At 73.0% G+C, this 23333-nt stretch carries 22 protein-coding genes and 1 pseudogene; 12 read left to right on the forward strand and 11 right to left on the reverse strand.

Going from position 1 to position 23333, the window contains the following annotated elements:
* The first annotated feature begins 44 nt into the window (after positions 1 to 44).
* Positions 45 to 1061 (forward strand): SDR family oxidoreductase, encoded by a 1017-nt coding sequence (locus NOO62_RS04510; RefSeq protein ID WP_268769590.1) that lies wholly within the window; start codon positions 45 to 47, stop codon positions 1059 to 1061.
* Here NOO62_RS04510 and NOO62_RS04515 read toward each other — a convergent pair.
* From NOO62_RS04515 to NOO62_RS04525, 3 genes are all read right to left on the reverse strand, one after another.
* Positions 988 to 1821, reverse strand: coding sequence for an enoyl-CoA hydratase/isomerase family protein (locus tag NOO62_RS04515; protein WP_268769591.1), 834 nt, complete (start codon positions 1819 to 1821; stop codon positions 988 to 990). The two genes, NOO62_RS04510 and NOO62_RS04515, sit on opposite strands and share 74 nt — an antisense overlap.
* 23 nt (positions 1822 to 1844) lie before the next feature.
* Positions 1845 to 2606, reverse strand: coding sequence for a PIG-L deacetylase family protein (locus NOO62_RS04520; RefSeq protein ID WP_268769592.1), 762 nt, complete (start codon positions 2604 to 2606; stop codon positions 1845 to 1847).
* A gap of 65 nt (positions 2607 to 2671) precedes the next feature.
* A complete protein-coding gene (locus NOO62_RS04525) occupies positions 2672 to 3973 on the reverse strand; it encodes an alpha/beta fold hydrolase (protein WP_268769593.1) in 1302 nt (433 codons plus the stop codon).
* Positions 3974 to 4093: 120 nt separating this feature from the next.
* Between NOO62_RS04525 and NOO62_RS04530 the strand changes: the two genes are divergently transcribed.
* From NOO62_RS04530 to NOO62_RS04545, 4 genes are read left to right on the forward strand one after another with little or no spacing between them, the layout of a single operon-like run.
* Positions 4094 to 4855, forward strand: coding sequence for a (Fe-S)-binding protein (locus tag NOO62_RS04530; RefSeq protein WP_268769594.1), 762 nt, complete (start codon positions 4094 to 4096; stop codon positions 4853 to 4855).
* Positions 4852 to 6351 (forward strand): LutB/LldF family L-lactate oxidation iron-sulfur protein, encoded by a 1500-nt coding sequence (locus NOO62_RS04535; protein ID WP_268769595.1) that lies wholly within the window; start codon positions 4852 to 4854, stop codon positions 6349 to 6351. Before NOO62_RS04530 ends, NOO62_RS04535 begins: the two co-directional genes overlap by 4 nt.
* Complete coding sequence (locus NOO62_RS04540) at positions 6348 to 6995, forward strand: LutC/YkgG family protein (protein WP_268769596.1); 648 nt, start codon at positions 6348 to 6350, stop codon at positions 6993 to 6995. The genes NOO62_RS04535 and NOO62_RS04540 overlap by 4 nt, the downstream gene beginning before the upstream one ends.
* Before the next feature lie 22 nt (positions 6996 to 7017).
* Positions 7018 to 8181: an ABC transporter ATP-binding protein gene (locus NOO62_RS04545; protein WP_268769597.1), complete on the forward strand. Its 1164-nt coding sequence runs from the start codon at positions 7018 to 7020 to the stop codon at positions 8179 to 8181.
* A gap of 42 nt (positions 8182 to 8223) precedes the next feature.
* Here the strand turns inward: NOO62_RS04545 and NOO62_RS04550 are convergent, their stop codons facing one another.
* From NOO62_RS04550 to NOO62_RS04570, 5 genes are all read right to left on the reverse strand, one after another.
* The gene (locus NOO62_RS04550; RefSeq protein ID WP_268769598.1) at positions 8224 to 9165 is read right to left on the reverse strand and encodes an ABC transporter substrate-binding protein; all 942 of its coding nucleotides are present in this window, start codon (positions 9163 to 9165) and stop codon (positions 8224 to 8226) included.
* Positions 9162 to 9842 (reverse strand): ABC transporter permease, encoded by a 681-nt coding sequence (locus tag NOO62_RS04555; protein ID WP_268769599.1) that lies wholly within the window; start codon positions 9840 to 9842, stop codon positions 9162 to 9164. The genes NOO62_RS04550 and NOO62_RS04555 overlap by 4 nt, the downstream gene beginning before the upstream one ends.
* Complete coding sequence (locus NOO62_RS04560; protein ID WP_268769600.1) at positions 9839 to 10528, reverse strand: ABC transporter permease; 690 nt, start codon at positions 10526 to 10528, stop codon at positions 9839 to 9841. The genes NOO62_RS04555 and NOO62_RS04560 overlap by 4 nt, the downstream gene beginning before the upstream one ends.
* A 150-nt stretch (positions 10529 to 10678) precedes the next feature.
* Positions 10679 to 11590 carry a serine hydrolase gene (locus tag NOO62_RS04565; protein WP_268769601.1) on the reverse strand — a complete coding sequence of 304 codons (912 nt, stop codon included), beginning with the start codon at positions 11588 to 11590 and terminating at the stop codon, positions 10679 to 10681.
* Entirely contained in the window at positions 11587 to 12525 is a 939-nt protein-coding gene (locus NOO62_RS04570; protein ID WP_268769602.1) for a LysR family transcriptional regulator, read from the reverse strand. Before NOO62_RS04570 ends, NOO62_RS04565 begins: the two co-directional genes overlap by 4 nt.
* 115 nt (positions 12526 to 12640) lie before the next feature.
* Between NOO62_RS04570 and NOO62_RS04575 the strand changes: the two genes are divergently transcribed.
* The 3 genes from NOO62_RS04575 to NOO62_RS04585 all read left to right on the forward strand — a co-directional run bounded on the left by NOO62_RS04575 (position 12641) and on the right by NOO62_RS04585 (position 16252).
* A complete protein-coding gene (locus NOO62_RS04575) occupies positions 12641 to 14113 on the forward strand; it encodes a peptidoglycan D,D-transpeptidase FtsI family protein (RefSeq protein ID WP_268769603.1) in 1473 nt (490 codons plus the stop codon).
* A 133-nt stretch (positions 14114 to 14246) separates the two neighbouring features.
* Positions 14247 to 14897, forward strand: coding sequence for a hypothetical protein (locus NOO62_RS04580; protein ID WP_268769604.1), 651 nt, complete (start codon positions 14247 to 14249; stop codon positions 14895 to 14897).
* A gap of 161 nt (positions 14898 to 15058) precedes the next feature.
* Positions 15059 to 16252, forward strand: coding sequence for an NAD(P)-binding domain-containing protein (locus NOO62_RS04585; RefSeq protein ID WP_268769605.1), 1194 nt, complete (start codon positions 15059 to 15061; stop codon positions 16250 to 16252).
* 212 nt (positions 16253 to 16464) lie between these two features.
* Here the strand turns inward: NOO62_RS04585 and NOO62_RS04590 are convergent, their stop codons facing one another.
* The gene (locus NOO62_RS04590) at positions 16465 to 17052 is read right to left on the reverse strand and encodes a TetR/AcrR family transcriptional regulator (protein ID WP_268769606.1); all 588 of its coding nucleotides are present in this window, start codon (positions 17050 to 17052) and stop codon (positions 16465 to 16467) included.
* Positions 17053 to 17194: 142 nt separating this feature from the next.
* Between NOO62_RS04590 and NOO62_RS04595 the strand changes: the two genes are divergently transcribed.
* From NOO62_RS04595 to NOO62_RS04605, 3 genes are all read left to right on the forward strand, one after another.
* Positions 17195 to 18067 (forward strand): class I SAM-dependent methyltransferase, encoded by an 873-nt coding sequence (locus NOO62_RS04595; protein WP_268769607.1) that lies wholly within the window; start codon positions 17195 to 17197, stop codon positions 18065 to 18067.
* A gap of 95 nt (positions 18068 to 18162) precedes the next feature.
* Positions 18163 to 18585 (forward strand): hypothetical protein, encoded by a 423-nt coding sequence (locus tag NOO62_RS04600; protein ID WP_268769608.1) that lies wholly within the window; start codon positions 18163 to 18165, stop codon positions 18583 to 18585.
* A 114-nt stretch (positions 18586 to 18699) separates the two neighbouring features.
* A complete protein-coding gene (locus tag NOO62_RS04605) occupies positions 18700 to 19392 on the forward strand; it encodes a DUF3105 domain-containing protein (protein WP_414930762.1) in 693 nt (230 codons plus the stop codon).
* Between the two features lie 66 nt (positions 19393 to 19458).
* Here NOO62_RS04605 and NOO62_RS04610 read toward each other — a convergent pair whose 3' ends face one another.
* Positions 19459 to 19905, reverse strand: coding sequence for a hypothetical protein (locus tag NOO62_RS04610; protein WP_268769609.1), 447 nt, complete (start codon positions 19903 to 19905; stop codon positions 19459 to 19461).
* Between the two features lie 211 nt (positions 19906 to 20116).
* Between NOO62_RS04610 and NOO62_RS04615 the strand changes: the two are divergent.
* A pseudogene (locus NOO62_RS04615) lies at positions 20117 to 20368 on the forward strand (hypothetical protein); the annotation flags it as partial.
* Between the two features lie 10 nt (positions 20369 to 20378).
* Here NOO62_RS04615 and NOO62_RS04620 read toward each other — a convergent pair.
* Positions 20379 to 23315, reverse strand: a complete 2937-nt coding sequence (locus NOO62_RS04620; RefSeq protein WP_268769610.1) for an ATP-binding protein — start codon at positions 23313 to 23315, stop codon at positions 20379 to 20381.
* Positions 23316 to 23333 lie beyond the last annotated feature (18 nt).

Below are 23333 nucleotides of genomic sequence, written 5' to 3' on the forward strand. Positions count from 1 at the left end.
TGTATCGATGGAGGTTTTGCCCCGCACGGAGTATCCATGCGCGCATGACGAACCACGACACGCGGGGCCGGGCCGGCGGGCCGCCCGGACTGCCTCCGCCTCCGCCGCCGGGTGCGACCGCGCTGCCACCGGGCACGTACGACGGGACGGTCGTCCTCGTCACGGGCGGCGGGACCGGTCTGGGCAAGGCCGTCGCCGCCGAGTTCGCGCGGCTCGGCGCCGATCTGGTGATCGCGAGCCGCAAGGAGGACCGGCTCAGGGCGGCGCGGGACGAGCTGGCCGCGCTGGGCGGGCGCGTGACCGCGGCGGTCTGCGACATCCGGGACGCCGACCGCGTCGCCGAGGTCTTCGACGCGGCGCAGGGGGCGTACGGGTTGCCGGACGTCCTGGTGAACAACGCCGCCGCCAACTTCCCCGTGCCCGCCGAGGACATGTCGCCGGGCGCCTGGCGGGCGGTCGTGGACACCACGCTCACCGGCACGTTCCTGATGACGCGGGAGTTCGGCCGCCGTCACCTCGCCGCGGGCACCCCCGGCTCGGTCATCGACGTCGGGGCGTCGTACGCGTGGACGGGCGGCCCCGGGTTCGCGCACAGCGCGGCGGCCAAGGCCGGGGTGAAGAGCCTGGTGGAGACCCTCGCGGTGGAGTGGGGGCCGTACGGCATCCAGGTCAACGGCCTGGTGCCGGGGCTGATGCCGCACGACGACATGACCGCCGCCATCCGCGGCAACCTGGACCCGGCGGGTGCACTGGCCGCCCGTCAGCCCGCCCTGCGCGTCGGCCTGCCCCGCGAACTGGGCTGGGCCGCCACGTTCCTGGCCTCCCCCTACGCCCGCTTCATCACGGGTCACACGCTGGTGGTCGACGGCGCGAACTGGCAGCGCAGGGGGCTGGTCAGTCCGCAGGTGGTGCCGGTGCGGGAGCAGCTGGGAAGGGCGGCCTTCGACGATGGCGCGGCTGCTGGTCAGCGGACTTCTGACGCGGGTGCTACTTCCCCCCGAACGCCGCCGGCCGGCCCGCCGCCTTCGCCCCGTACCCCTCCCGGGAGTCCTCCGACGTGAGCGTGATCGCCGCGTTCATCGCGACGCGGTCGAGCGCATCCGCCATCCCCGCGTCCGCGTACGCGTCGATGCCGCGCTTGATGCCCTGCACGGCGAGCGGCGCGTTCGCCGCGATCTCCTCCGCCAGGGCCCGCGAGACCGCGCCCAACTCCGCGACGGTGACGACTTCTTGGAGGAGGCGCAGGCGCTCCGCCGTCGCGGCGTCGATCCGGCGGCCGGTGAGGGCGAGCAGCTTCGCCCATCCCGCGCCCGCCTCGCGGGCGATGCGCAGGTCGCCGCCCGCGTCCACGGCGACGCCGATGCTCGCCTCGGGCAGCGCGAAGACCGCGTCGTCCGCCGCGATCCGTACGTCCGCCATGAGGGCCAGCTCGAAGCCGAAGCCCAGGCAGTACCCCTGGACGGCCGCGACGACCGGCTGCGGGAGCCGCGCGAAGGCACGGAAGCGCTCGTGGGCCCAGCGCAGCCCTTCGTAGTAGTTACGGGTGCGCTCGGCGCCGGAGCGGCCGGTGATCGCGCCGCCCGGCGCCGTGATGTCGATGCCCGCACAGAACGCCCGGCCCTCGGCGCGCAGCAGCACCGCCCTGATCGAACCGTCGAAGCGGATCCGGTCGGCGAACAGGCCGAGTTGGCGGGTGGATTCCCAGCTCCACGCGTTGAGCTTGCGCGGCCGGCAGAGGGTGAGGATGCCGAGCCCGTCCTCGACATCGAGGCGCAGCCGTTCCTCACCCTCCGGGATGTCCGTGCCGAGGGTGTCGATCACGCGCGCAGGTTACGCGCATCGGCTCACCGACTGAAGACCTCGAACGCCACCGCGGGCTTCCCGCCGAAGCGCGGCGCCAGGGACTGCGCGTTGCCCGTCAGGAACGTACGGCAGTACTTCTCGGGGTCCTCGTCCGTCAACGCCTCGATGTATGAGCGGTGTTCGAGGAGCGAGGCGACCGAGCGCTCCAGGCCCGCCGTCGCGTCCGCGGCGTGCGTGGGCGTCGAGGAACCGGCGACGGCGACCCACCGCACGCCGTTCCACGGTTCAAGGCCCTGCTCCTCGATGAGCTCCGGGAAGATCCACCTGTTGCCCGCGTCCGCCGCGGCGTCCAGCGTGGCACGGCCGACGGCCACGTGGTCGGGGGTGTTCCAGGCGACGCCGCCCCAGGTGTCGCGGTGGTTGAGCGTGATGACCAGCTCGGGGCGGTGCCTGCGGATCGCGGCGGCGATGTCGCGGCGCAGCGCCGTGCCGTACTCGACGACGCCGTCCTTGTGGTCGAGGAACTCCACGGTGTCCACGCCGACGACGGCCGCACTGGCTCGCTGCTCCCGCTCGCGCAGCGGCCCGCAGGTGGCGGGGTCGACCGTGTCGATGCCTGCCTCGCCGCGGGTGGCCAGGAGGTACGCGACCTCCCGGCCGCCGTCGGTCCAGCTCGCGATGGCCGCCGCGCACCCGTACTCCAGGTCGTCCGGGTGGGCGACGACAGCGAGCGCCCGCCGCCAGTCGTCGGGCATGGGGGTGAGCTGGTCGGTGGGGGCGGCTGAACTCTGCGGCTCGGTCATGATTCCCAGCCTAGCCCCGGGGTCGGACAACGGCCCGGCGTCGGGGACGGGTTGAGCAGGCGTGCTCACGCCTCGCCGTGCACCAGCGCGAGCAGCCGGTCGAGTACGCGCGGTCCGCTCACGCGCAGGCCGTCGTGCTCGAACTCGTCGGTGACCCAGGTGCGCAGGCCCCGGATGGTGCGGGCGGTGCGCAGGGCGTGCTCGGTGTCGACGTACAGGTCGTCGTGGTAGATCGCGGCGGCCACCGGCACCTCGTTCGCGGCGAGGCGCTCGGTGTCGTACAGGTGCGGCCAGTCGGTGCGCTCGGCGAGGAGGTCGGCGGTCTCGCGCAGGGGGCGCAGCGCCGGGTCGCTGTCGAACATCCAGCGCTGCACGGCCTCTCCGGTGAACAGCAGCGGGGCGTCGCCCGTCAGGGTCTTCTCCGGGTCGAACTGCGGGAACTCGCCGCGCATGCGCTCGGCCGACCAGGCGGTGGGCCGCTCGCCCTGCCCGTAGATCGCCTCGTGCAGCACCGCGAAGAGCGGGTTGCCGGCGTATGAGAGAGCCGTCCGCATGTTCTCCAGGAAGGCGTCGGAGAGCGCGGGCCCGGCCGGGGTCGGCACGAAGGCGTCCTCCAGGAGGTAGTGCAGACGGTGGCTGCCGTCGCCCGTGCCGAGCAGCATGCCGAGGGACTGGAAGGCAGGGACGGTCAGTTCGTAGCCGCCCTCCAGGACCGTCTCGTGCTCGGCGAGGTGGGCGGCGATGCGGCGGGCCCGCTCGACGTCCTGGGGGTAGCGGGCGTAGTGCGCGGCGGTCTTGCGCTCCATGCGCGGGTAGGCCGCGCGGTACACGTCGTCGGCGTGGCCGTCGAGGGTGGGCAGGCCGCCGGTGATGAGGGCGGCGGCGAGGCCTTCGGGCGCCGACGACAGGTAGTGGGTGGCGCAGAACCCGCCGAAGCTCTGCCCGAGGACGGTCCAGGGGGCGCCGCCGGTCACCTCGGGGCGGATCGCCTCGCAGTCGCGGACGATGGAGTCGGCCCGGAAGTGCGCGAGGTAGTCGGCCTGTTCGCGGGGTCCGCCGCGCAGGGGCAGCGTCTGGCGGTTGGCGGGCGTGGAGCTGCCGGTGCCGCGCTGGTCGACGAGGAGGACGCGGTAGTCCTGGAGGGCACGTGCGAGCCAGGACTCCGCACCGCCGAAGCGGGTGGCCCCGAACCCCGGCCCGCCCTGCAGATACACCAGCCACGGGCGGTCCGCACCACCACGCGACGCCGAAACCGCCTCCCGCGCGAAGACCTCGATCCGCTCCCCCGCCGGATCGTCGTGGTCGAGCGGCACGCTGAAGCGGCGATCGGTGAGTACGACTCCAGGCTGACGGTACGAGAGGGACACGGGTACTCCTGGCGAGGTGGCGGACGGGTGTCTACGAAGAGCCAGTCCAGCACACACGTCGAGCCGGAGGGCTGCCGGGTACGCTGCATCCATCCGATGACCCACTAGGAGGAACCCGCGATGCGCGTCGCTCTGTTCCTGACCTGCGTCAACGACACGTTGTATCCGGAGACGGGCCGGGCCGTGGTGAAACTGCTGACCAGGCTGGGAGTTGACGTCGACTTCCCGATGGCGCAGACCTGTTGCGGGCAGGCGCACTACAACACCGGGTACCGACATCAGGCGGAGCCGCTGGCCCGGCATTTCTCCGATGTCTTCGGGTCGGACGCGTACGACGCGGTCGTAACGCCGTCGGGGTCGTGCGGGGCGATGGTGCGGGAGCTGTACCCGCGCATGGGTGAGCGGGCCCGCGCGGAGGGACGGGGTGACAGTCTGGCGCGGTCCGTCGCACCGGTGGTCCCGAAGACGTATGAGCTCACGGAGTTCCTGGTGGACGTCCTCGGTGTCACCGATGTGGGCGCGTACTACCCGCACACGGTGACCTACCACCCGACCTGTCACGGGCTGCGCGCGCTGGGGCTCGCCGACCGGCCCAGCCGGCTTCTGCGGGCGGTGAAGGGGCTGGAGTTGGTCGAGCTGCCCGGTGCCGAGGAGTGCTGCGGTTTCGGCGGCACCTTCGCCGTGAAGAACGCCGACGTCTCGGCGGCGATGGGCACCGACAAGGTGCGGAACGCCGAGTCGACCGGGGCCGAGGTGCTGAGCGCGGCGGACAACTCCTGTCTGATGCACATCGGCGGCACGATGTCCCGGCTGCGCACGGCCATGCGACCCGTGCACATCGCGGAGATCCTGGCGAGCACGGAAGAGGAGGCCTTGTCATGAGCGGCGGCACGTTCGTCGGCATGCCCGCGTTCCCGGCGGCCGCGCGGGAGGCGGTCGGCGACACCACGCTGCGGGCCAACCTGCGTCACGCCACCCACACGATCCGCAACAAGCGGGCCCGCGCCGTCGCCGAGCTGTCCGACTGGGACCTGCTGCGCGAGGCGGGAAAGCAGATCAAGGACCACACTCTGCGCCATCTCGACCGCTACCTCGTGCAGTTGGAGGAGTCCGTCGAGCGTGCGGGCGGCACCGTGCACTGGGCCTGCGACGCCGAGGAGGCGAACCGCATCGTCGCGGACCTGGTCAGGGCCACCGGCGAGACGGAGGTCGTCAAGGTCAAGTCGATGGCCACACAGGAGATCGGCCTCAATGAAGCCCTGGAGGCGGAGGGTATCCGCGCCTACGAGACCGACCTCGCCGAACTCATCGTGCAGCTCGGCCGCGACCGCCCCTCGCACATCCTGGTGCCCGCCATCCACCGCAACCGCGGCGAGATCCGTGACATCTTCCGGAAGGAGATGGCCGACTGGGGCCGCCCGGCGCCCGACGGTCTCACCGACACCCCGACCGAGCTGGCCGAGGCGGCGCGGCTGCACCTGCGGGAGAAGTTCCTGCGGGCCAAGGTGGGGATCTCCGGGGCGAACTTCATGGTCGCCGAGACCGGCACGCTGGTGGTCGTGGAGTCGGAGGGCAACGGCCGGATGTGCCTCACGCTCCCCGAGACGCTGATCTCCGTCGTCGGCATCGAGAAGGTCGTCCCCGGCTGGCGCGACCTGGAGGTGTTCCTGCAGACGCTCCCCCGCTCCTCGACGGCCGAACGCATGAACCCGTACACGTCGATGTGGACCGGTACGACGGACCAGGACGGGCCGAACGCCTTCCACCTCGTGCTGCTCGACAACGGCCGCACCGACACCCTCGCCGACGAGGTGGGCCGCCAGGCGCTGCGCTGCATCCGCTGCTCGGCGTGTCTCAACGTCTGCCCGGTGTACGAGCGGGCGGGCGGGCACGCGTACGGCTCCGTGTACCCGGGCCCGATCGGCGCGATCCTCAGCCCCCAGCTCCGTGGGACCGGGAGCGACATCGACGCCTCGCTGCCGTACGCGTCCTCGCTCTGCGGGGCCTGCTACGAGGTGTGCCCGGTGGCCATCGACATCCCCGAGGTCCTCGTACACCTGCGGGAGCGGGTCGTGCAGGGCGGCGAGGCGACGCGTGGCGGCAACAGGGTGATGCTGAAGCCCGCGAAGGGGCATGCGGCGGAGCGGGCGGCGATGCGGGCGGCGGGTCTTGCGTTCGCCCGGCCGGGTGCGCTCCGCGCGGGTCAGCGTCTGGCGTCGCGGACCCGGCGGCTCCATCCGCGCACGCTGCCCGGTCCCGGCAGGGCGTGGAGCGCGTCCCGGGATCTGCCGGAAGTCCCGGTGGAGCCGTTCCGGGACTGGTGGCAGCGCACGCGGGGCGACGGCAGCGGCGGCACGACGGAAGGGAACGCCCAGTGAGCGGCAGGGACCGGGTTCTGGGGCGGGTGCGGCGGGCGCTCGCCGACGTGCCGGCCGACGACCTCGCGTACGAGACGGCGGTGGACCGCGGATACGCGCGCGAGCACGGCGGGCGGACCGTCGAGGAGACCGTGGACCTGCTCGCGGAGAACCTCGCCGACTACCGCGCGATCGTGCACCGCTGCACGGAGGACGAGGTGTCGGACCTGCTGATGCGCCTGTACGCGGAGCGCGGTTCCGAGACCGTGCTCGTGCCGCCGGAGCTGCCCCCGCACTGGCTGGCGGCCGCCGACCCCGTGCGGATCCACGACCGCGCGGTGAGCACCCCGCACCAGCTGGACCGGGTCGACAGCGTCATCACGGGGTGCGCCCTCGCGATCGCGGAGACCGGCACGATCGTGCTCGACGGCTCCCCGGACCAGGGGCGGCGCCGCATCACCCTGGTGCCGGACCATCACGTCTGTGTCGTCCGGGTGCCCGGCCAGGTCGTCGCCTCGGTCCCGCAGGCCCTCGAACGGCTGGCTCCGCTGCGGCCGCTGACCTGGATCTCGGGGCCCTCCGCGACCAGCGACATCGAGCTGGACCGGGTCGAGGGAGTGCACGGCCCGCGCACCCTTGAGGTGGTGTTGATGAGCGGTGCGTGACGGGCGCGGCTAGCGTGAGGGCATGATCCGGTTCGAGCAGGTGACCAAGCGCTATCCGGACGGCACGACGGCCGTGGACGACCTCTCCTTCGAGGTCGCCGAGGGCGAACTGGTCACGCTCGTCGGCCCCTCGGGCTGCGGCAAGACCACCACGATGATGATGGTCAACCGGCTCATCGAGCCGACGTCGGGCCGCATCTTCGTGAACGGCGAGAACATCGCCGACGTCGACCCGGTGCGCCTGCGCCGCCGTATCGGCTACGTCATCCAGCAGGTCGGCCTCTTCCCGCACCGCACGATCCTCGACAACACGGCGACCGTGCCCGCCCTGGTCGGCTGGAAGAAGGCGAAGGCGCGGGCGCGCGCGGCGGAGCTGCTCGAGCTGGTGGGCCTGGACCCGAAGACGTACGGCTCCCGCTACCCCGAACAGCTCTCCGGCGGCCAGCGTCAGCGCGTCGGCGTGGCCAGGGCGCTCGCCGCCGACCCGCCCGTGCTGCTGATGGACGAGCCGTTCGGCGCCGTCGACCCGGTGGTGCGCGAGCAGTTGCAGGACGAGTTCCTGCGGATGCAGGCCGCGGTCCGCAAGACGGTGCTCCTGGTCACGCACGACATCGAGGAGGCGGTCCGGCTCGGCGACCGGATCGCGGTGTACGGACAGGGGCGCATCGAGCAGTTCGACACGCCGGGGGCGGTGCTCGGGGCGCCCGAGACGCCGTACGTCGCCGAGTTCGTGGGCGCCGACCGCGGGCTGAAGCGGCTCTCCGTCACCGAGATCCAGAGCGACGACCTGGAGGCGCCGCCGCTCGCCCGGCTCGACGAGTCCGCCGCGCAGGCCGCGGCCCGGCTGCGCGCGGAGGAGGCGCGGTGGGCCGTCGTGCTCGACACGGGCGGCGACCTGCACGGCTGGGTGGGCCTCGACGAGCTGGCGCTGGCGGGCACGGGGGGCACGGTAGGCGACCTGGCGCACCGCATGAAGTCCTGGGTGCCGGTCGGCGCCCCGCTCAAGCAGGCCTTCGGCGTGATGCTGCAACACGACGCGGGATGGGTCGCCGTCCTCGACGGAGCGCGTTTCCTCGGCGTGCTGACCCCGGCGAAGCTGCACGAGGCACTGCGGCGCTCGGTGGACGCGGACGCGCAGGGTGTGGCGCGGGACCAGGTGGAGTTCGACTCGGTCGCCGACGCGTGAGCGCTCCGCTGGTGGGGCGGTTTTCCGCGCCCCTGACGGGGCCTACAGCAGGCCCTTCTTCTCCAGGTATGTTCGCGCGACGTCCTGCGGCAGGCGGCGCCAGCTGTCGACTTGTTCGTTCATCGACGCCAGGTCCGCCGTCGTCAGGACGGGATTGAGGCGGCCGAGCGCAGCTGCGACACCCTTGCTGCCCGCCCGTGAGCGGTTGACGACGGGCACGAGGTAGTCGGCGTTCTGCAGCTTCTTGTCGTCCTTGAGGAGCACCAGGCCGAAGTCGTCGAGGGTGGCGTCCGTGGACGTCGTGAGCACCATCTGGTCCTGGCCGCCCTGGACGGCCTTCTTGGCCTGCGTCGTGCCGACGCCCTTGGGGTCGACGCCGGTGAGGTCGATGCCGTACACCTTCTTCAGGCCCGGGGCGCAGTAGGGGCGCTGGACGCATTCGTCGCCCGCGGCTAGCCGTACCTTCAGGCCCGACCTGCCGAGGTCGCTGAGGGTCTTCAGCTTGTGCTGCTCGGCGTACGACGCGGCGACGGCGAAGGCGTTCTGGTCGACGGCCTTGCCCGGGTCGAGGACGGTGAGGCCGCGCGGGGCGGCGAGGCGGCGCAGGGCCTTCATGGTCGCGTCGAGGTCGGGCGAGCCGACGGGCCGCGCGTCGGCGCCGTTCTTCTTGGCGTTGAGCCAGTCGGCGAAGGTCGCCGCGTACTCGGGGACGACGTCGATCTGGCCGGACTCCAGGGCGGGTTCGTACAGCTCGCGGTTGGCGACGGACAAGATGCGCGTGCGGTAGCCCGCCTTGTCCAGGAGCAGCGTGTACATCTGGGCGAGCAGGTCGGACTCGGTGAAGCCCGCGGAGCCGACGACGAGGCTCTTGCTGTCGCCCGGGGGCGCGGTGACCTCGCCCTTGGTCTCCAGTGAGGGCCCGGTCGCGCAGCCGCTCGCGAGGAGGAGCACGGCGGCGCCCGCGACTCCTGTACGCCGCTTCATCCGGCCCTCCCCCGGCCCCGCGCCCACCCGGGCGCGAACCGTTCGGCCACCTCGAAGACTCCCTCGACGAGCAGCGCGAACACGGCGACGAGCACGGCGCCCGCCACGACCTGCGGGGTGCTGGCCAGGTTGAAGCCCGCCGTGATGATCCGGCCGAGCCCGCCGCCGCCCGCGAGCGCGGCGATGGTGGCGGTGGCGACGAGCTGCACCGCGGCGATGCGGATGCCGCTGAGCACCAGCGGCAGGGCGAGCGGCAGTTCGACGCGCCACAGCATCTGGCGTCCGGTCATTCCCATGCCGCGCGCCGCCTGCACGACGCTGCGGTCGACGCCGCGCATGCCGACGTACGCGTTGGTGAGCAGCGGCGGTACGGCGAACAGGACGAGCGCGACGACGGTCGGCCCCTCGCCCCACGTGCCGAGGGGGGTGAGGAGCAGCAGAACGAGGACCGCGAAGGTCGGCACCGCGCGGCCGACGTTGGAGATGTTCACGGCGAGCGCGCCGCCCTTGCCGAGGTGGCCGAGGACGAGGGCGACGGGCAGGGCGATGAGGCAGCTGAGCAGCAGGCAGACGATGGTGAGGACGAGGTGCTGGGTGAGCCGGTGCCAGACGCCGTCGTCGCCCGCCCAGTGCGCCGAGTCGGTGAGCCACGACCAGGCGTCGCCGAGTGTCTTCATGGGCGTACCGCTCTCGTCGCCCGTTCCCAGGGGGTGAGGACGCGTTGTACGCCGAGGAGCAGCAGGTCGGCGGCGATGGCGATGACGACGCAGAGCACGGACGCGGTGAGGACCTGCGCTTTGAAGTAGGTGTTCATGCCGGTGTAGATGAGGTTGCCGAGTCCGCCGAAGCCGACGATCGCGCCGATGGTGACCAGGGAGACGGCGGAGACCGTGGCGATGCGCAGTCCGGCCATGGCGGCGGGCAGCGCGAGCGGCAGTTCGACGGTGAGCAGGAGGCGGATCGGGCCATAGCCCATGCCGCGGGCGGCCTGCCGGGTGTCCTCCGGTACGGCGCGCAGCCCGGCGAGGATGTTCCGCACGAGCAGGGTGAGCGAGTAGAGGACGAGGCCCGCGACGACGAGTGAGGCGGAGAGTCCGTACACGGGCAGCAGCAGCGAGAACATCGCGAGCGAGGGGATCGTGTACAGGACGGTGGTGAGCGCGAGGACCGGTCCGGCCGCCCACCCCCAGCGGCGGGCGAGCACGGCGAGCGGCACGGCGACGACGAGCGCGATCAGGACGGAGAGCGACGTCAGCTGCAGATGCTGGACGACCGCGTCGAGCAGGATCTGGCGGCGGGTGCTCAGATACTCACCGCAGATCCACTCGTTGCGCGCGAGGCAGTCGTCGGGAGGCGCTGTCACCCGTTCATTCAAAGCGCGGGTGCGGGGCGGCGGCGCGTTCTGGTGACCCGTACGGGTCGGGGTGGCGCCGTGCCCCGTACGGGCTACGGGGCGGCTGTGGGCGGGGGTGCGGGCGAGCCGCGGGGCAGACGTGCCGCCTCAGCCCGTCCCTCAGCTCATCCCTCTCCCCGGCGCCCGCCCCGTCCGCCCCCGCAGCGCGTCGACCGCTGTGCGGGACGCGGTGCCGATGACCGCGTCGGCCGCGGGCAGGATCGCGGCCGTGCCTGCGGCGCGGGTGAAGACGGCTACGGCGTAGCGGCCGCCGTCGGGGTATTCGACGACGCCCACCTCGTTGCGGAGCGTGGGGAGGCTGCCGGTCTTGCCCGCGACGTGGACGTCGTCGAAGGGGAAGCCCGACGCCATCCGGTGCGGCCAGACCTGGAGGCCGAGGAGACGGCGGAGCGCGGGGCCCTGCTCGGGGGCGCAGGCCTCGTCCCGCCAGACGGCGGCGAGCAGGCGGGTCATGTCGCGCGGGGTGCTGCGGTTGCTGCCGGCAGGGTCGAGCGCCCGCAGCCGCGCGATGACGTGGGGGTCGGTGAGCGCCTGCGCGCCGGCCGGCCCGGCGTCCTCCTTCATCGTGGCGAGGAGTTCGCTGAAGGTGTGCGTCGCGTGCGTACGGTCGAGGCCGAGCGCGGCGGTGGTCGCGTTGACAGCGTCCAGGCCGACGCGGGCGAGGAGGAGGTCGGCGGCGGTGTTGTCGCTGACGGTCATCATCAAAAACGCGATGTCGCGCAGGGACATGCGGACGGGGTCGAGCATGGCGGACAGGCCGGTGGGCCCAGGCGTGCGCAGGTCCGCGGGGCACTCGACCTGTTCGGTGAGGTCCAGTTCCCCGGCCGCGGCCCGCTGGTGGAGCGTGACGAGCAGGCAGAGCTTGTGCACGCTGGCGGTGACGACCGGCTGGTCGGCGCCGAAGTCGACGTCCGCCCCGGAGTCGATGTCGACGGCGTGCAGGCGGCCCGTGACACCGGCTTCGGCGAAGGCCGCGTGCAGAAGGTCCTGGGTGGTGCTGACAGCGCTCACAAGTAGTACTCCGCTGCCGGGCGCAGATGGACGGGGCGCGAGGGCAGGTCGGTGGTCACCGCGGCAGTTTTCCACATGGCGTCCGTGGTGGCCTCGGCGAAGGCGGTCACGGCGGCGTCGCTGCGTCCCCGCGGCCACGCCACCGAGCTGCGCAGGGCCAGGGGCGCCCCGGCCAGCGGGCGCCACACGATCTCGGGGTCGTCGACGGCGCCGTCGGCGGGGCGGGGTTCGCGTGGCCGGAAGGCGACGGAGCCCGCGGAGCGGATGAGGCCGCGGATGAAGCTGGGGCCCTGGCCGTGCCGGATGGCGGCGGGCGTGTAGCCGTTGCGGGCGCACGTGGTGAGCAGGTCGTCGTGGAGCGCGGGGGCGTTGGCGCGCGGGAAGAGGATCAGGTCGTGGTCGGCGAGGGCGCTCAGCGGTACCTCGCCGAGGGCGGCCGCGGGGGCGTCGCGCCGCAGCAGTACGCCCAGTTCACGCCGGAGGACGGGGCCGAGGCCCAGGCCCGTGACGTCACAGGGGTGGTGGATGAGACCGACGTCCAGGTCGTGCGAGGCGAACCGGGCGAGCTGCTCCGAGGTGGACAGTTCGTGCAGTTCCAGTTCGACGTCCGCGTGCCGCCGCCGGAAGTCGGCCAGGATCTCGGCGACGGTCTCGCCCGCGATGTCGGGCGGCAGCGCGGCCCGCAGCAGTCCCGCGTCGCCGTCCCGGATGCGCCTGCTGGTGGCCATCAGGGCCTCGGCGCGGGCCAGCAGTTCGCGGGCCTCGTCGAGGAGGAGCACGCCGCCCTTGGTGATCGTCACCTGACGGCTGTTGCGCTCGAAGAGCCGGACGCCGAGCTCGCGCTCGAGCCGCTGGATGCGCTGCGACAGCGGCGGCTGGGCCGTGCCGAGACGAGCGGCGGCACGGCCGAAATGTGACTCTTCTGCAACAGCCACGAAGCACCGGAGATGCAGTATCAGGTCCACGAACAGCAACGATATCGGAAATTAATCAACACACACTCCATATCCATCTTGGACACATCGGCCACGGAGCTGCTCTCCTCGGGCCATGAACAGGACATTGCGGCACATAGCCGTCTTCTGCGGGGTCCTCGTCCTGGCCCTGCTGGTACGGGCCACGTGGGTGCAGTTCGCCCGGGGCGACAGCCTCGCCGAGCACAAGAAGAACCGCCGGGTGCAGATCGACACGTTCAGCGGTCCGCGCGGGGACATCATCGTCGGCGGCAAGGCGGTCACCGGCTCGGTGGCGACGCCGGGTTCGGACCTCAAGTACAAGCGCACCTTCAAGGAAGGCCCGATGTACGCGCCGGTCACCGGCTACTTCTCGCAGGCCCAGGGCGCGACGTTCCTCGAAGGCGTCGAGAACGACGTACTGAGCGGCAAGGACCGCAGGCTCCTCGGCAGCCCCCTGGACGCCCTCACCAGGGAGAAGCCGCGGCCCGGCGACGTCGTCACCACCATCGACCCCAAGGCGCAGAAGGCCGCCTACAAGGGGCTGACGGATCTCGACGCGAAGGGCGCCGTGGTCGCCCTCGATCCCCGCTCCGGCAAGATCCTCGCGATGGCGAGCACGCCGTCGTACGACCCCTCCGTCTTCGCGGGCATCTCCGGCAAGGAGGGCGAGGCGTTCAAGGAGCTCGACCGGCGCAAGGACAAACCGCTCAACAACCGGGCGACGCGTGAGACGTACCCGCCCGGCTCGACCTTCAAGATCCTCACCGCGGCCGCCGCGCTCGAGCACGGCACGGTGACCGACGTCGACGCCCCGTCCGGCGCCCCCGCCCCGTACCGGCTGCCGCTCAGCAGCACGGAGATCGGCAACGTCGTACCCGACGCGATGTGCGACAAGGTGTCGATGAAGACCGCGATGCAGTGGTCGTGCAACAACGTCTTCCTGGACGCGGCGCTGAAGACCGGCAAGGACGGGATGCGGGAGACAGCGGAGAAGTTCGGGTTCAACAAGGAGCAGTTCACGCCCGTACGGTCGGCGGCGAGCGCCTATCCGAAGCGGCTGGACAAGCCGCAGACCGCGCTGACCGGCATGGGCCAGGGCAGCGTGACCAGCACGCCCCTGCAGATGGCCATGACCGTCGCGGGGCTCGCCAACGACGGCAAGGTGATGAAGCCGTACATGGTGGACGAGTTGCGCGGCCCCGACCTGTCGCTGATCGAGAAGGCCGATCCCGAGGTGCTGAACCGCGCCGTCTCCGTGGAGACCGCGAAGAAGGTGCAGGCCATGATGGAGCACACGGTGACCGACGGTACGGCGGACAAGGTGCGGATGCGGGGCGTCACCGTGGGCGGCAAGCCGGGCACCGCACAGCACGGCGCGGATGTGCGCGACGAGCGCCCGTACGCGTGGTTCGTCTCGTACGCCAAGCAGTCGGACGGCACTTCACCGGTGGCGGTCGCGGTGCTCGTCGACCCGGAGGACATGGACATCTCCCGCTCCGAGATCGCGGGCGGCCGGCTGGGGGCGCCGATCGCGAAGGCGGTGATGGAGGCGGTGCTGGGGCGCTAGCGGTACGTGGCGGAGTTCGGCCTGTCGCGCCGCCAACTCCCGCTCATCCGGGCCGTGTTCATGACCTCCCCGGCACTGTGGCCGGACCACCCCGGGTGACAGTCGCGAGCTGACGCACCATGATGGGTGCGTCATGGAGACTTCGGGACCGACGCTTCGCTCCCGGCCGCGCAACGGTCATCGGGCCGCCGCGCCGCCGGGGGCGGCGGCATGGCCGATGCGTGTCGCGCGGTCGAGCCGGGCCGTACGTCAGGGGCCGCCCGCACGTCCGGGGTCGCCCACATGTCAGGGGGCGCCCGCACGTCCGGCGTCCCGGACCGTCGTCTCCTCCGTCGCGGGCACGCTCTTCACCGTCGCCGCGTACCACCTCGTGTTCGGTTCCATGCTCGGGCCCGTGCCCGCGTGGGACGCGCGGACGGTCGCCGCCGCGGTCCTGTTCCACACCGCGCTGTCACTCCGCCTCGCCCTGCCGCGGGACGAAGCCCGCCGGACCCGGTGGGCCACACTCCGCGGCAGGTGGAGCTCGGGCACCCGCGCCCCCGCACCGGCCACCCTCACGTCCCGCCCACTCGGCGGCGGCTCCCTCGCCCGGTCCCTGCGCCTCCTCTGGGCCTTCCTGGCACGGCTGCTGCGCCCGTTCCGCGCACCGCTGTCCCTCGCGCCACCGCCCCCGGCGGCAATGCACGCCCCGGCGCGCCCGACCCGCGCGCTCCCCCTCCCCCTCCTCCTCGCGGACGCACTGGTACGACGGGGCCCTCCGGCCCGCCCGCCGCTCACCGTCTGATCCGGACCGCGGCGCGTCCACCGCGCCGGCCGACGCGGACGGGAGCGGCTCCGGCCTGCCGATTCCGCTCCGCACGTTCCGCTGCGATTCTTCGGCGCCGCCCCGAGCCGTGTCCGTACGACGACACCGCGCGCGGGTGTGCGGCGCCAGGAGGGACCTCCATGTCCAAGACCGTCGTCGTCATCGGCGCGGGCCCGTACGGCCTGTCCGCCGCCGCCCACCTGCGGGCACGCGGCATGCCCGTACGGATCTTCGGCGCCCCCGTGGCCAGCTGGGCCCGGCGTATGCCCGCCGGTATGCTCCTTCGGACGCCGCCCGCCGCCACTGAACTGGCGACCCCGCGCGAGGGGTTCACGCTCAACGACTACTGCCGGGACGCGGGAGAGCGCAGGCTCGGCGATCACGACCAGGTGCCCGTCGGGCTGTTCCTGCGGTACGGGGGGTGGTTCCGTGAGCGGCTCGTACCCCGGGTCGAGGACGAGCGGGTGGCCGCGGTCGACCGGGGCGCGGACGGCTTCCGCGTCAAGCTGTCGTCGGGCGAGGTGCTCAGGGCCGGTGCCGTGGTCGTGGCGACCGGGCTGACCGGGTTCGCGCATCTGCCCGCGCCCCTCGCGGCGGCCGCGTCCGGCGCGCCCGCGGCCCTCGGCCTGATCTCGCACAGCTCACAGCAGACCGATCCGAGCAGCTTCGCGGGGCGCAGCGTCACCGTGGTGGGAGCCGGTCAGTCCGCGCTGGAGAGCGCCGCGCTGCTCCACGAGGCGGGCGCGGACGTGCAGGTGGTGGCGCGCGGTGCGCGGGTCCGGTTCGACGCGCCACCGTCGGGACCGCAGTGGCGCCCCGACACTCCGGCGGGCCGCTCCTGGACCATGTACGGCCTCACGCGGCAGCCCGCCGCGTTCCGGCGGCTGCCCGCGGCCGCCCGGCTCCGGCTCGCCGAGCGGGCGTTGCGGCCGGGCGGGGCGTGGTGGCTCAGGGAGCGGTTCGAGGGCAGAGTGCCGGTCCTCGCGGAACGGGAGATCACAGGGGCGGAGGCGTACGGCGGCGGGATCGCCCTGCGGACGACGACGCCCGACGGACGTACCCAGACCGTCGAGTCCGAGCACGTCCTGGCCGCGACGGGCTACCGCATCCAGCTGGAGTCCCTGGATTTCCTCTCCCCCGAGCTCCGCGCGGACTTGATACGCGTCGGCGGTTTCCCCGTACTGGACAAGGGGTTCTCCTCCAGCGTGCCGGGCCTGTACTTCACCGGGCCGTCGGCGGTCGCGACGTACGGCCCGGCGATGCGGCTGGTCAGCGGCACGCGGTTCGCGGGACCGCGACTGACGAAGTCCGTGGCGGCGTGCTGCGACGAGTGAGTCCCGCGGACCGGCGGGCGGCCCCCCGCCCAGAACTGCGTCGCGGGCCCGCGCGACCGCCTCGGCCCGTGACGTGACCCGGCATCCCGAACAAGGTCGACGGGAACGTGTTCAGGGGCAGTTACGCCGGCCTCAGGAAGCTGGCTCATCTGGGCTGACCCGCGAACTCGCGATCCTCACCGGGGGAACGACCGGGGAACGACTCGGGAACCTCACCGGGGCACGAGAAGAGCGACAAGTCGCTCGGCCTGCTCGCGCGGGTCGGGCGCGCCGGCCCAGCCGCCCGTCATCAGGAGGTGGTGGACGGTTCCGACGAGGGCGAGCGCCGTCGTGCCGGTGTCGGTGCCGTCCGCGACGCGGCCGAGCCGCTGTTCGGCATCGAGGTAGGCGGTGAGCGCGCCCTCGATCGCGCAGAATCCGGGGGCCCCCTCCGCCAGTGCCTCGCGGATCTTCTCAGAGGCGGCGTTGCTCGTCAGGGCGAGGCCGACGACCCTGGGGTCGAGGGAGTCGAGGAGCCCGATCGCGATGCCGGTCAGGTTGGCCCGGACGGTGTCCCGGCCCGCACGGGCGGGGAGTTCCCGCGCGTGGGCCGCGGTGCGCGCGAACCGGTCGAGCACGAGCTCGGCGACGAAGGCGTCCACGCCCCCGAAGTGCGTGTGCAGTATGCCTTTGGCGCAGCCCGCCTCACTGGTGATGGCCCGACTGGTGAGGGCCGCGGCGCCCTCGCGGGCGACGATCCGTTCCGCGGCACCGAAGAGCCGCTCGCGAAGGTCGGGGATCGCGACTCCGCGCGGTGACATGACTTCCTCCTCGACATCGACGACGCCGACACAACTCGGCGTCCTTAGCGCCCGGTTGCCAGAATGGGCGCTCGCCCATACTGTTTGGGCGAGCGCCCATACTAACGGTGCGCCCACCACGCCATGCATCAGGGGGCACGGAATGCAGAGCATCATCAACACCGAGCAGGCACAGGCATGGAACGGTTACGAGGGGGAGCACTGGGCCCGCAACCAGGATCGCTGGGACGCGGTGAACGCGGGCTTCAACATCCCTCTCCTGGACGCCGCTTCGGTCGACGTGGTCGACCGCGTCCTGGACGTCGGCTGCGGCGCGGGGCGGACGACCAGGCTCGCCGCCCGCCGCGCGCACGGCGGTCACGCGCTGGGCCTCGACCTGTCGGCGCCGATGCTGGCGGGGGCGCGCCGGGCCGCCCGCCAGGAGGGCTTGGACAACGTCTCCTTCACGCAGGGCGACGCACAGGTCCACCCACTCGCCCCGGCCGCGTACGACGTCGCGATCAGCCGCTACGGCGTCCTGTTCTTCGCCGACCCCGTGGCCGGTTTCGGCAACATCGCCCGCGCGCTGCGCCCGGGCGGACGCGCGGCGTTCATCTGCGGCGCGTACCCCGAGGACAACGAGTGGCTCCAGGCCTTCGCCGCACTGGACGACCTGCTCCCCCTCGGCGGCTTCGGCGCACCGGGCGGGCCCGGCATGTTCTCCCTCGCGGACGCCGACAGGACGTGCGACGTGCTGTCGGCCGCGGGGTTCGAGCGGGTCGGGGCGAGGCGGGTGGAGACGTACGGGACATGGGGCCGGGACGCCGCCGAAGCGGCCGCCTTCCTCCTCGACTCCGGCCCCGGACGCCACCTGACGAGCCAGGTCACCCCCGAGACCCGCGACCACGCCCACTCCCGCCTGACGGACATCCTGCGCCCCCACGAGGCCGACGGAGCCCTGCGACTGCGCAGCGTGGCCCTGTTGGTGACGGCGGTGCGGGGGGCGGCGCCCGCGGGGACGACGGACCTCGCCTGAAGGGGGCGGGGAAGCCGTAGGAGGGAACGCCCGCGGAGCGGTCGATGTGGGGCTCCCGTCCGCTCCGCGCCCGACGATCGCTACGATGCGCTGCGATGAGACAGTCGCAGTGGACCCGCGCCGCCCGGCACGCTTGGTGCCGCGTCGCGTCGGCCGCTGCGCTCGTCTCCCTCGTCACCACGCTGTTCATGTGCCTCGGCCCCGTCACGCCCGACGGCGACCACGAGGGCACGGGCCACGCCACCGCCGTCACCCAGGCGCTGTCCGCTGCCTGTTCCGACTCCTTCGACCACCGCGCGTCAGCCGTCGAAGGCTCGGACTGCGCACCCGAAGAACAGTGCTGCGCGCCCTCCGCCCACGGCGTGCGCGCGGCGCCCGCCCCGGCGGGACCGGCCCTCTCGGACCACCTCCGGCAACTGCCCTGCCCCCAGGCGCAGTCGGCGCCCGGGCTCGCGCCCGAGCAACCCTCGAACCGCGGCTCTCCCGACCTCCACATGCTCCAGGTGCAGCGGACCTAGGCGGACCCGGACAGAGTGGGCCCGCGCAAGCGGCCTGCCCGTTCGACACGGCATCCACCGCCCAGACTCCGCCACCACCGCCGCGTCAGCGTGCGGCGGGGACAAGGAACCCCCATGGCCAATCCCGCCAAACCCAATAAGCCCAACAAGCCCAACAAGCCGAGCAAGAAGGCCGTCGCCGCCGAGCGCAGAGCCCGTGTCGAGGCGATGCAGCGCGCCGAGCAGGCGCGCGAGCGGCGGAACCGCATCATCACCGTCTCGGTGAGCACCGTGATCGTCGCCGCACTCATCGGCTTCGGCGCGTACGCCGTCGACCGCGCCGACGACAAGGACGAACAGAACGCCGCCGCCGCGAAGAAGCCCGTGCGCGGCGAGAAGGCGTGGGACGCCAAGAAGCTGGGCCGCAACCACGTCGAGAAGGCCGTCGACTACCCGATGACCCCGCCCGTCGGCGGGGACCACAGCCAGGCATGGATGACCTGCGAGGCCAAGGTCTACAAGAAGCCGATACCGAACGAGAACGCCGTGCACTCCCTCGAACACGGCGCCGTCTGGGTCACGTACAACGACAAGGCCCCCGACGCCGACCTCAAGAAGCTCAGCGACAAGGTCTCCAAGACCTCGTACAGCCTGATGAGCCCGGTCAAGGAGCAACGGAGTCCCATCATGCTGTCGGCGTGGGGGCACCAGCTGACCGTCGACAGTGCCGCCGACCCGCGGGTCGGGGAGTTCTTCAGCAAGTACGTGCAGGGCCCGCAGACCCCGGAGCCGGGCGCCGCGTGCGCGGGAGGAATCGACTCCGCGTGATCCGGCCCGGCCGGCGCGCGGCGGAAGTGCCGCGCGCCGACCGGACCGGGGGGTGGGTGGGTGTGGTCAGGTCAGGCCTCCCCCGGTGCCCGGCTGCCGGTCCTGGAGCACGATGATCAGGTCGTCGTCGAGGCCGAGCAGGCGGACGCCGCCGTCGGGGAACTGGAGCGTGAGGCCGGCTGTGAAGTCGACGCGGCCGTCGTCGTAGCGGATCTCGCGCACCGAGCGGACCAGCTGTCCGACGAAGCGGGTCACCGGAACGTCCGACGCGTTCTCGACCACGGTGACGCTGCCGCACTCATCCATGGAGTACGGCCCGTGCGGCTCGTCGACGAGCAGTGACACGCCGGTCGAAGGCGTGTGGCAGCGGACCGGGCCGAGGCCTTCCAGGTGCAGCCACAGGTGCTGGAGGGACGGCGCATCGTCGCGGTAGTGATGGAAGGCCGTCGTCACCTTCAGCAGCCGCCTCCCTATCAGGTCGGCGGCGGACAGCGGCTGTTCGTTGTCGATCACCCGCCGATGCTCGCACGGCCTCGGCGCGGGCCCTCTGCGGGTGCGCGGTCCGTGGTGGACCGTGGTGGTCTCCGTGGCCGGCACGGAAGCGGTCCGTAGGTGCGGCCGGGCAATCCGTGGTCACAGCGACCGGCCCGTCGGCCGTACCGGCGGCCGGTCATGACCGACACGTGACCCGGCACCGCAGGGGTGGATGATGAGCACCGCAGACGTCGTCACGGCGAGCGCGCCGGTGCTCGCGCCCAAGCTCTGGTACGGGATGCCTGCCTACGCGCTCGACGGCAAGGTCGTCTGCTTCTTCCAGAGCGCGGCCAAGTTCAAGGCCCGTTACGCCACGCTCGGGTTCAGCGATCCGGCGCAGCTGGACGAGGGGACGATGTGGGCGACCGGCTTCGCGCTGCGCGAGGTCACCGCCGAGGTGGAGGCGCGGATCGGTGTGCTGGTGAAGCGGGCGGTGGGTTGACGGCAATGGCTCAGCCGGCGCTGAGGCCGAGGGTGGTCAGTGCCGCTCTCCCCAGGTCCGCATGCGCGCCGCCCGCAAGCATCAGCGTCCGCGCCGCCTGATAGGGGCAGCCCGCCGCGGCGAACGCGGCCCTGGTCGCGAGCAGCCGCGGCACGTCGTCGTCGAGCAGCGCCTGCGCGCGTTCCACCTGGGCCGCCGCGAGCGCGTCGCCCTCCACGACGGTACGGGCGGCATCGACGCGGGGCCGGGCCTCCGGATGACCGGCGAGTACCGACGCCTCCGCCCGGAGTGCCACGTACCAGTGCAGCCAGACCCAGCAGACCCACTTCCACACCGCGTCCGGTTCCGGTGCGACGCTCGCCAGGGCGGCGTCCGGGTCCCCGCGGTGGAGCTGGACCATGGCGTCGAAGACGGCACCGTAGCCCTGGCGGTGCTGTTCGGCGGTGTCGGCCTGCTCCACGACGGCCTGCCAGTCCGCGCGGGCCGCGCAGTCGCCGCGCAAGCCGTGGATCATGGCGACGGACGCGGCCGCGGCCCCGAGTGAGAGCGAGCGTTGGCGGCCGCTGCGCTCCCACGCCTCGCGGAATCCGACGGCGCGGGCCAGCACGTCGTCGGCGTGGCCGGCGAACGCCTCCGTGACCAGGAGCCAGGACGTGGCCTGGTGTCCCGCCTCGGCCAGCAGGGGATGCCCGGCCAGCTGGCCGCTCCACCGCCGGGCCTGCGGCAACTCCCCCACGCCCAGGGCGGTTCCGGCAGCCATCGCCAGGGCGTCCATCACCTCGTGCGTTCCTGCCGGGGTGCGCGGCAGCCGCGCCAGGACGTCGATCCGGCGGCGGGCGGCCGCCGCGGCACCGAAGGACTCACCGGCCCAGCTCCGCGCGCCCGAGAGCGCGTCGAGAGCGGCCGACTCGGCCACCGGGTCTCCCGTACGCCGGGCCAACGCGACGGCGTGCTCGGCGTGGGCGACCGTATCCTGCGCGGTGTTGTCCACTCCTCCTTGCAGCGCGCCGAACGCGTCCGCGGTCACCGCGGCCCCGGCCAGCGCGAGCGCCGCCTCGGCGGCCGTGTCACCCGCGCCGGACATCGCCCGCGCCTGTTCCAGTACGTCCTTGACCTCCGCCACGACCGGCACCACCGGGAACGACGTGGAGAAGCGGTAGGCGACGGTGGCGGCCGCCGCAAGGTCACGACACGCGCCCGCGGTGTCACCGGCCCGGCGAGCGGCTTCGGCGGCGCCCCGGTGCAGGCGGAACATGTCGTCGCCGAGCCGACGGCAACCGGCCACCCCGGCGGCCTGCCGCAGGGCCGCGGCGGCCCCGGCGTCGTCGGCCAGCCCCGCGGCCTGTTCGAACCGCTCCTGCGCCTCGGCGAGCAGGTTGTGGGCGAAGGCCAACCCGGCCAGGTGCCCGGCGAGACGACAGGCGTCGGCGCGCTGTCCCGGCCGTCCGGGCGCCCAGGCCAGGGCGGCCCGCATGTCCTGCGCCACCGCGTCGAACCGGCCCCGCCACGCGTCAACCCCGGCACCCGCGCCACCGTCGCCGCCTCCGAAGCCCCCACCGTCCCGCAGCGCCACCGCACCGGCCAGACACCACGCCAGGTGCCGGGAGCGGACGCCGCCCGACTCACCGGCGTGGACGAGCTGCTCCGTGCCGTACTGACGGATGGTCTCCAGCGCCTGGTACCGCGTGCCGGTCGCGGAGGGAACCGCGGTGAGCAGACTGTGCTCGGCGAGCCGGCCGAGCCCGTCGGCAACCGCGACCGCGCCGACGTGATCGGTCCCGTCAGCTCGATCGGCCCGGTCAGCCCGATCGGCCCCGTCAGCCGGATCGGACCCGTTAGCCCGATCGGCCCCGTCCATACGAAGCCCCCCGCCGGGGCGGCCGGAGGCAGGCCCGGCCACTGCCACTGCCGCCTCGACCGTGAACGGGGACACGAACACCGACACCCGCCGCAGCAACTCCTGATCCTGTGGCTCGAGAAGGTCATGGCTCCAGTCGAGCACCGCCCGCAGCGACCGGTGCCGACCGTCCGCGCGGGCCCCGCCGGCGAGCATCCGCAGCTGGTCGGAGAGACCGGCCGTCAGCCCGTCGAGACCGAGCGTGGGCCACCGTGCCGCCGCCAGCTCAATCGCGAGAGCCATACCGTCGAGCCGTTCGCACAGGGTCACGACCCCGTCGCTCACCCCCGGGCCCGGCGGCCACCCGACCGCCGCCGCACGCTCCATGAACAGAGTCACCGCTTCCGACTCGTCGCCGCCGGCCCGCGACAGGGGCGGGACGGAGAAGACCCGTTCGAAGGGCACCAGCAACCGGGCGCGGCTGGTCGCGAGGACCCGTAGCCGTGGGCAGGCGGGCAACAGCCTTTCCAGGAAGGGCGCGACGCCCTCCCGGACGTGCTCGCAGTTGTCCAGGACCAACAGGGCCTCACGGCCCGCCAGAGCCGCCGTCAACGCCTCCGCGAGGCCGCGCCCCGGCTGCTCGCCCACGTGCCCCGCCGCCGCGACCGCCGCGTCCACCCGGCCCGGATCGGTGAGCGGCGCCAGGTCGACGAACCACACCCCGTCGGCGAAGTCGTCCGCCGCCTCGGCCGCCACCGCGAGCGCGAGCCGCGTCTTGCCCACCCCGCCCGGACCGACCGCGGTCACCTGCCGGTGCGTCCGCAACGCCGTTGCCAGCTCCTCGCGTTCCCGCCCGCGCCCGACGAACGTCGTCAGGGGCGCGGGCAGCCCACGGGCCGCGACCGGCGCCTCGCCACGGCCTGACTCGCCCGCGCGCCGGGAGAGCACCCGCCGGTCGCGCGCCTCCAACTTGCGCAGCAGCGAGGAGACATGCGACTCGACCGTGCGCACGGAGATGAAGAGCCGCACGGCGATCTCCGCGTTGCTGAGGTGCTCCCCGAGCAGAGCGAGCACGTCGGCTTCACGAGCCGAGACCACAGAACTGGACACCCGGCCATTATTCGCGAG

The sequence above is a fragment of the Streptomyces sp. Je 1-369 genome (assembly GCF_026810505.1).
Classification (GTDB): domain Bacteria; phylum Actinomycetota; class Actinomycetes; order Streptomycetales; family Streptomycetaceae; genus Streptomyces.

Coding starts and splice junctions, on each gene's coding strand:
- NOO62_RS04600 (WP_268769608.1), top strand. CDS start 18,163: ATGAGACAGTCGCAGTGGACCCGCGCCGCCCGGCACGCTTGGTGCCGC.
- NOO62_RS04510 (WP_268769590.1), top strand. CDS start 45: ATGACGAACCACGACACGCGGGGCCGGGCCGGCGGGCCGCCCGGACTG.
- NOO62_RS04545 (WP_268769597.1), top strand. CDS start 7,018: ATGATCCGGTTCGAGCAGGTGACCAAGCGCTATCCGGACGGCACGACG.
- NOO62_RS04575 (WP_268769603.1), top strand. CDS start 12,641: ATGAACAGGACATTGCGGCACATAGCCGTCTTCTGCGGGGTCCTCGTC.
- NOO62_RS04580 (WP_268769604.1), top strand. CDS start 14,247: ATGGAGACTTCGGGACCGACGCTTCGCTCCCGGCCGCGCAACGGTCAT.
- NOO62_RS04590 (WP_268769606.1), bottom strand. CDS start 17,052: ATGTCACCGCGCGGAGTCGCGATCCCCGACCTTCGCGAGCGGCTCTTC.
- NOO62_RS04555 (WP_268769599.1), bottom strand. CDS start 9,842: ATGAAGACACTCGGCGACGCCTGGTCGTGGCTCACCGACTCGGCGCAC.
- NOO62_RS04520 (WP_268769592.1), bottom strand. CDS start 2,606: ATGACCGAGCCGCAGAGTTCAGCCGCCCCCACCGACCAGCTCACCCCC.
- NOO62_RS04550 (WP_268769598.1), bottom strand. CDS start 9,165: ATGAAGCGGCGTACAGGAGTCGCGGGCGCCGCCGTGCTCCTCCTCGCG.
- NOO62_RS04585 (WP_268769605.1), top strand. CDS start 15,059: ATGTCCAAGACCGTCGTCGTCATCGGCGCGGGCCCGTACGGCCTGTCC.
- NOO62_RS04595 (WP_268769607.1), top strand. CDS start 17,195: ATGCAGAGCATCATCAACACCGAGCAGGCACAGGCATGGAACGGTTAC.
- NOO62_RS04530 (WP_268769594.1), top strand. CDS start 4,094: ATGCGCGTCGCTCTGTTCCTGACCTGCGTCAACGACACGTTGTATCCG.
- NOO62_RS04605 (WP_414930762.1), top strand. CDS start 18,700: ATGGCCAATCCCGCCAAACCCAATAAGCCCAACAAGCCCAACAAGCCG.
- NOO62_RS04535 (WP_268769595.1), top strand. CDS start 4,852: ATGAGCGGCGGCACGTTCGTCGGCATGCCCGCGTTCCCGGCGGCCGCG.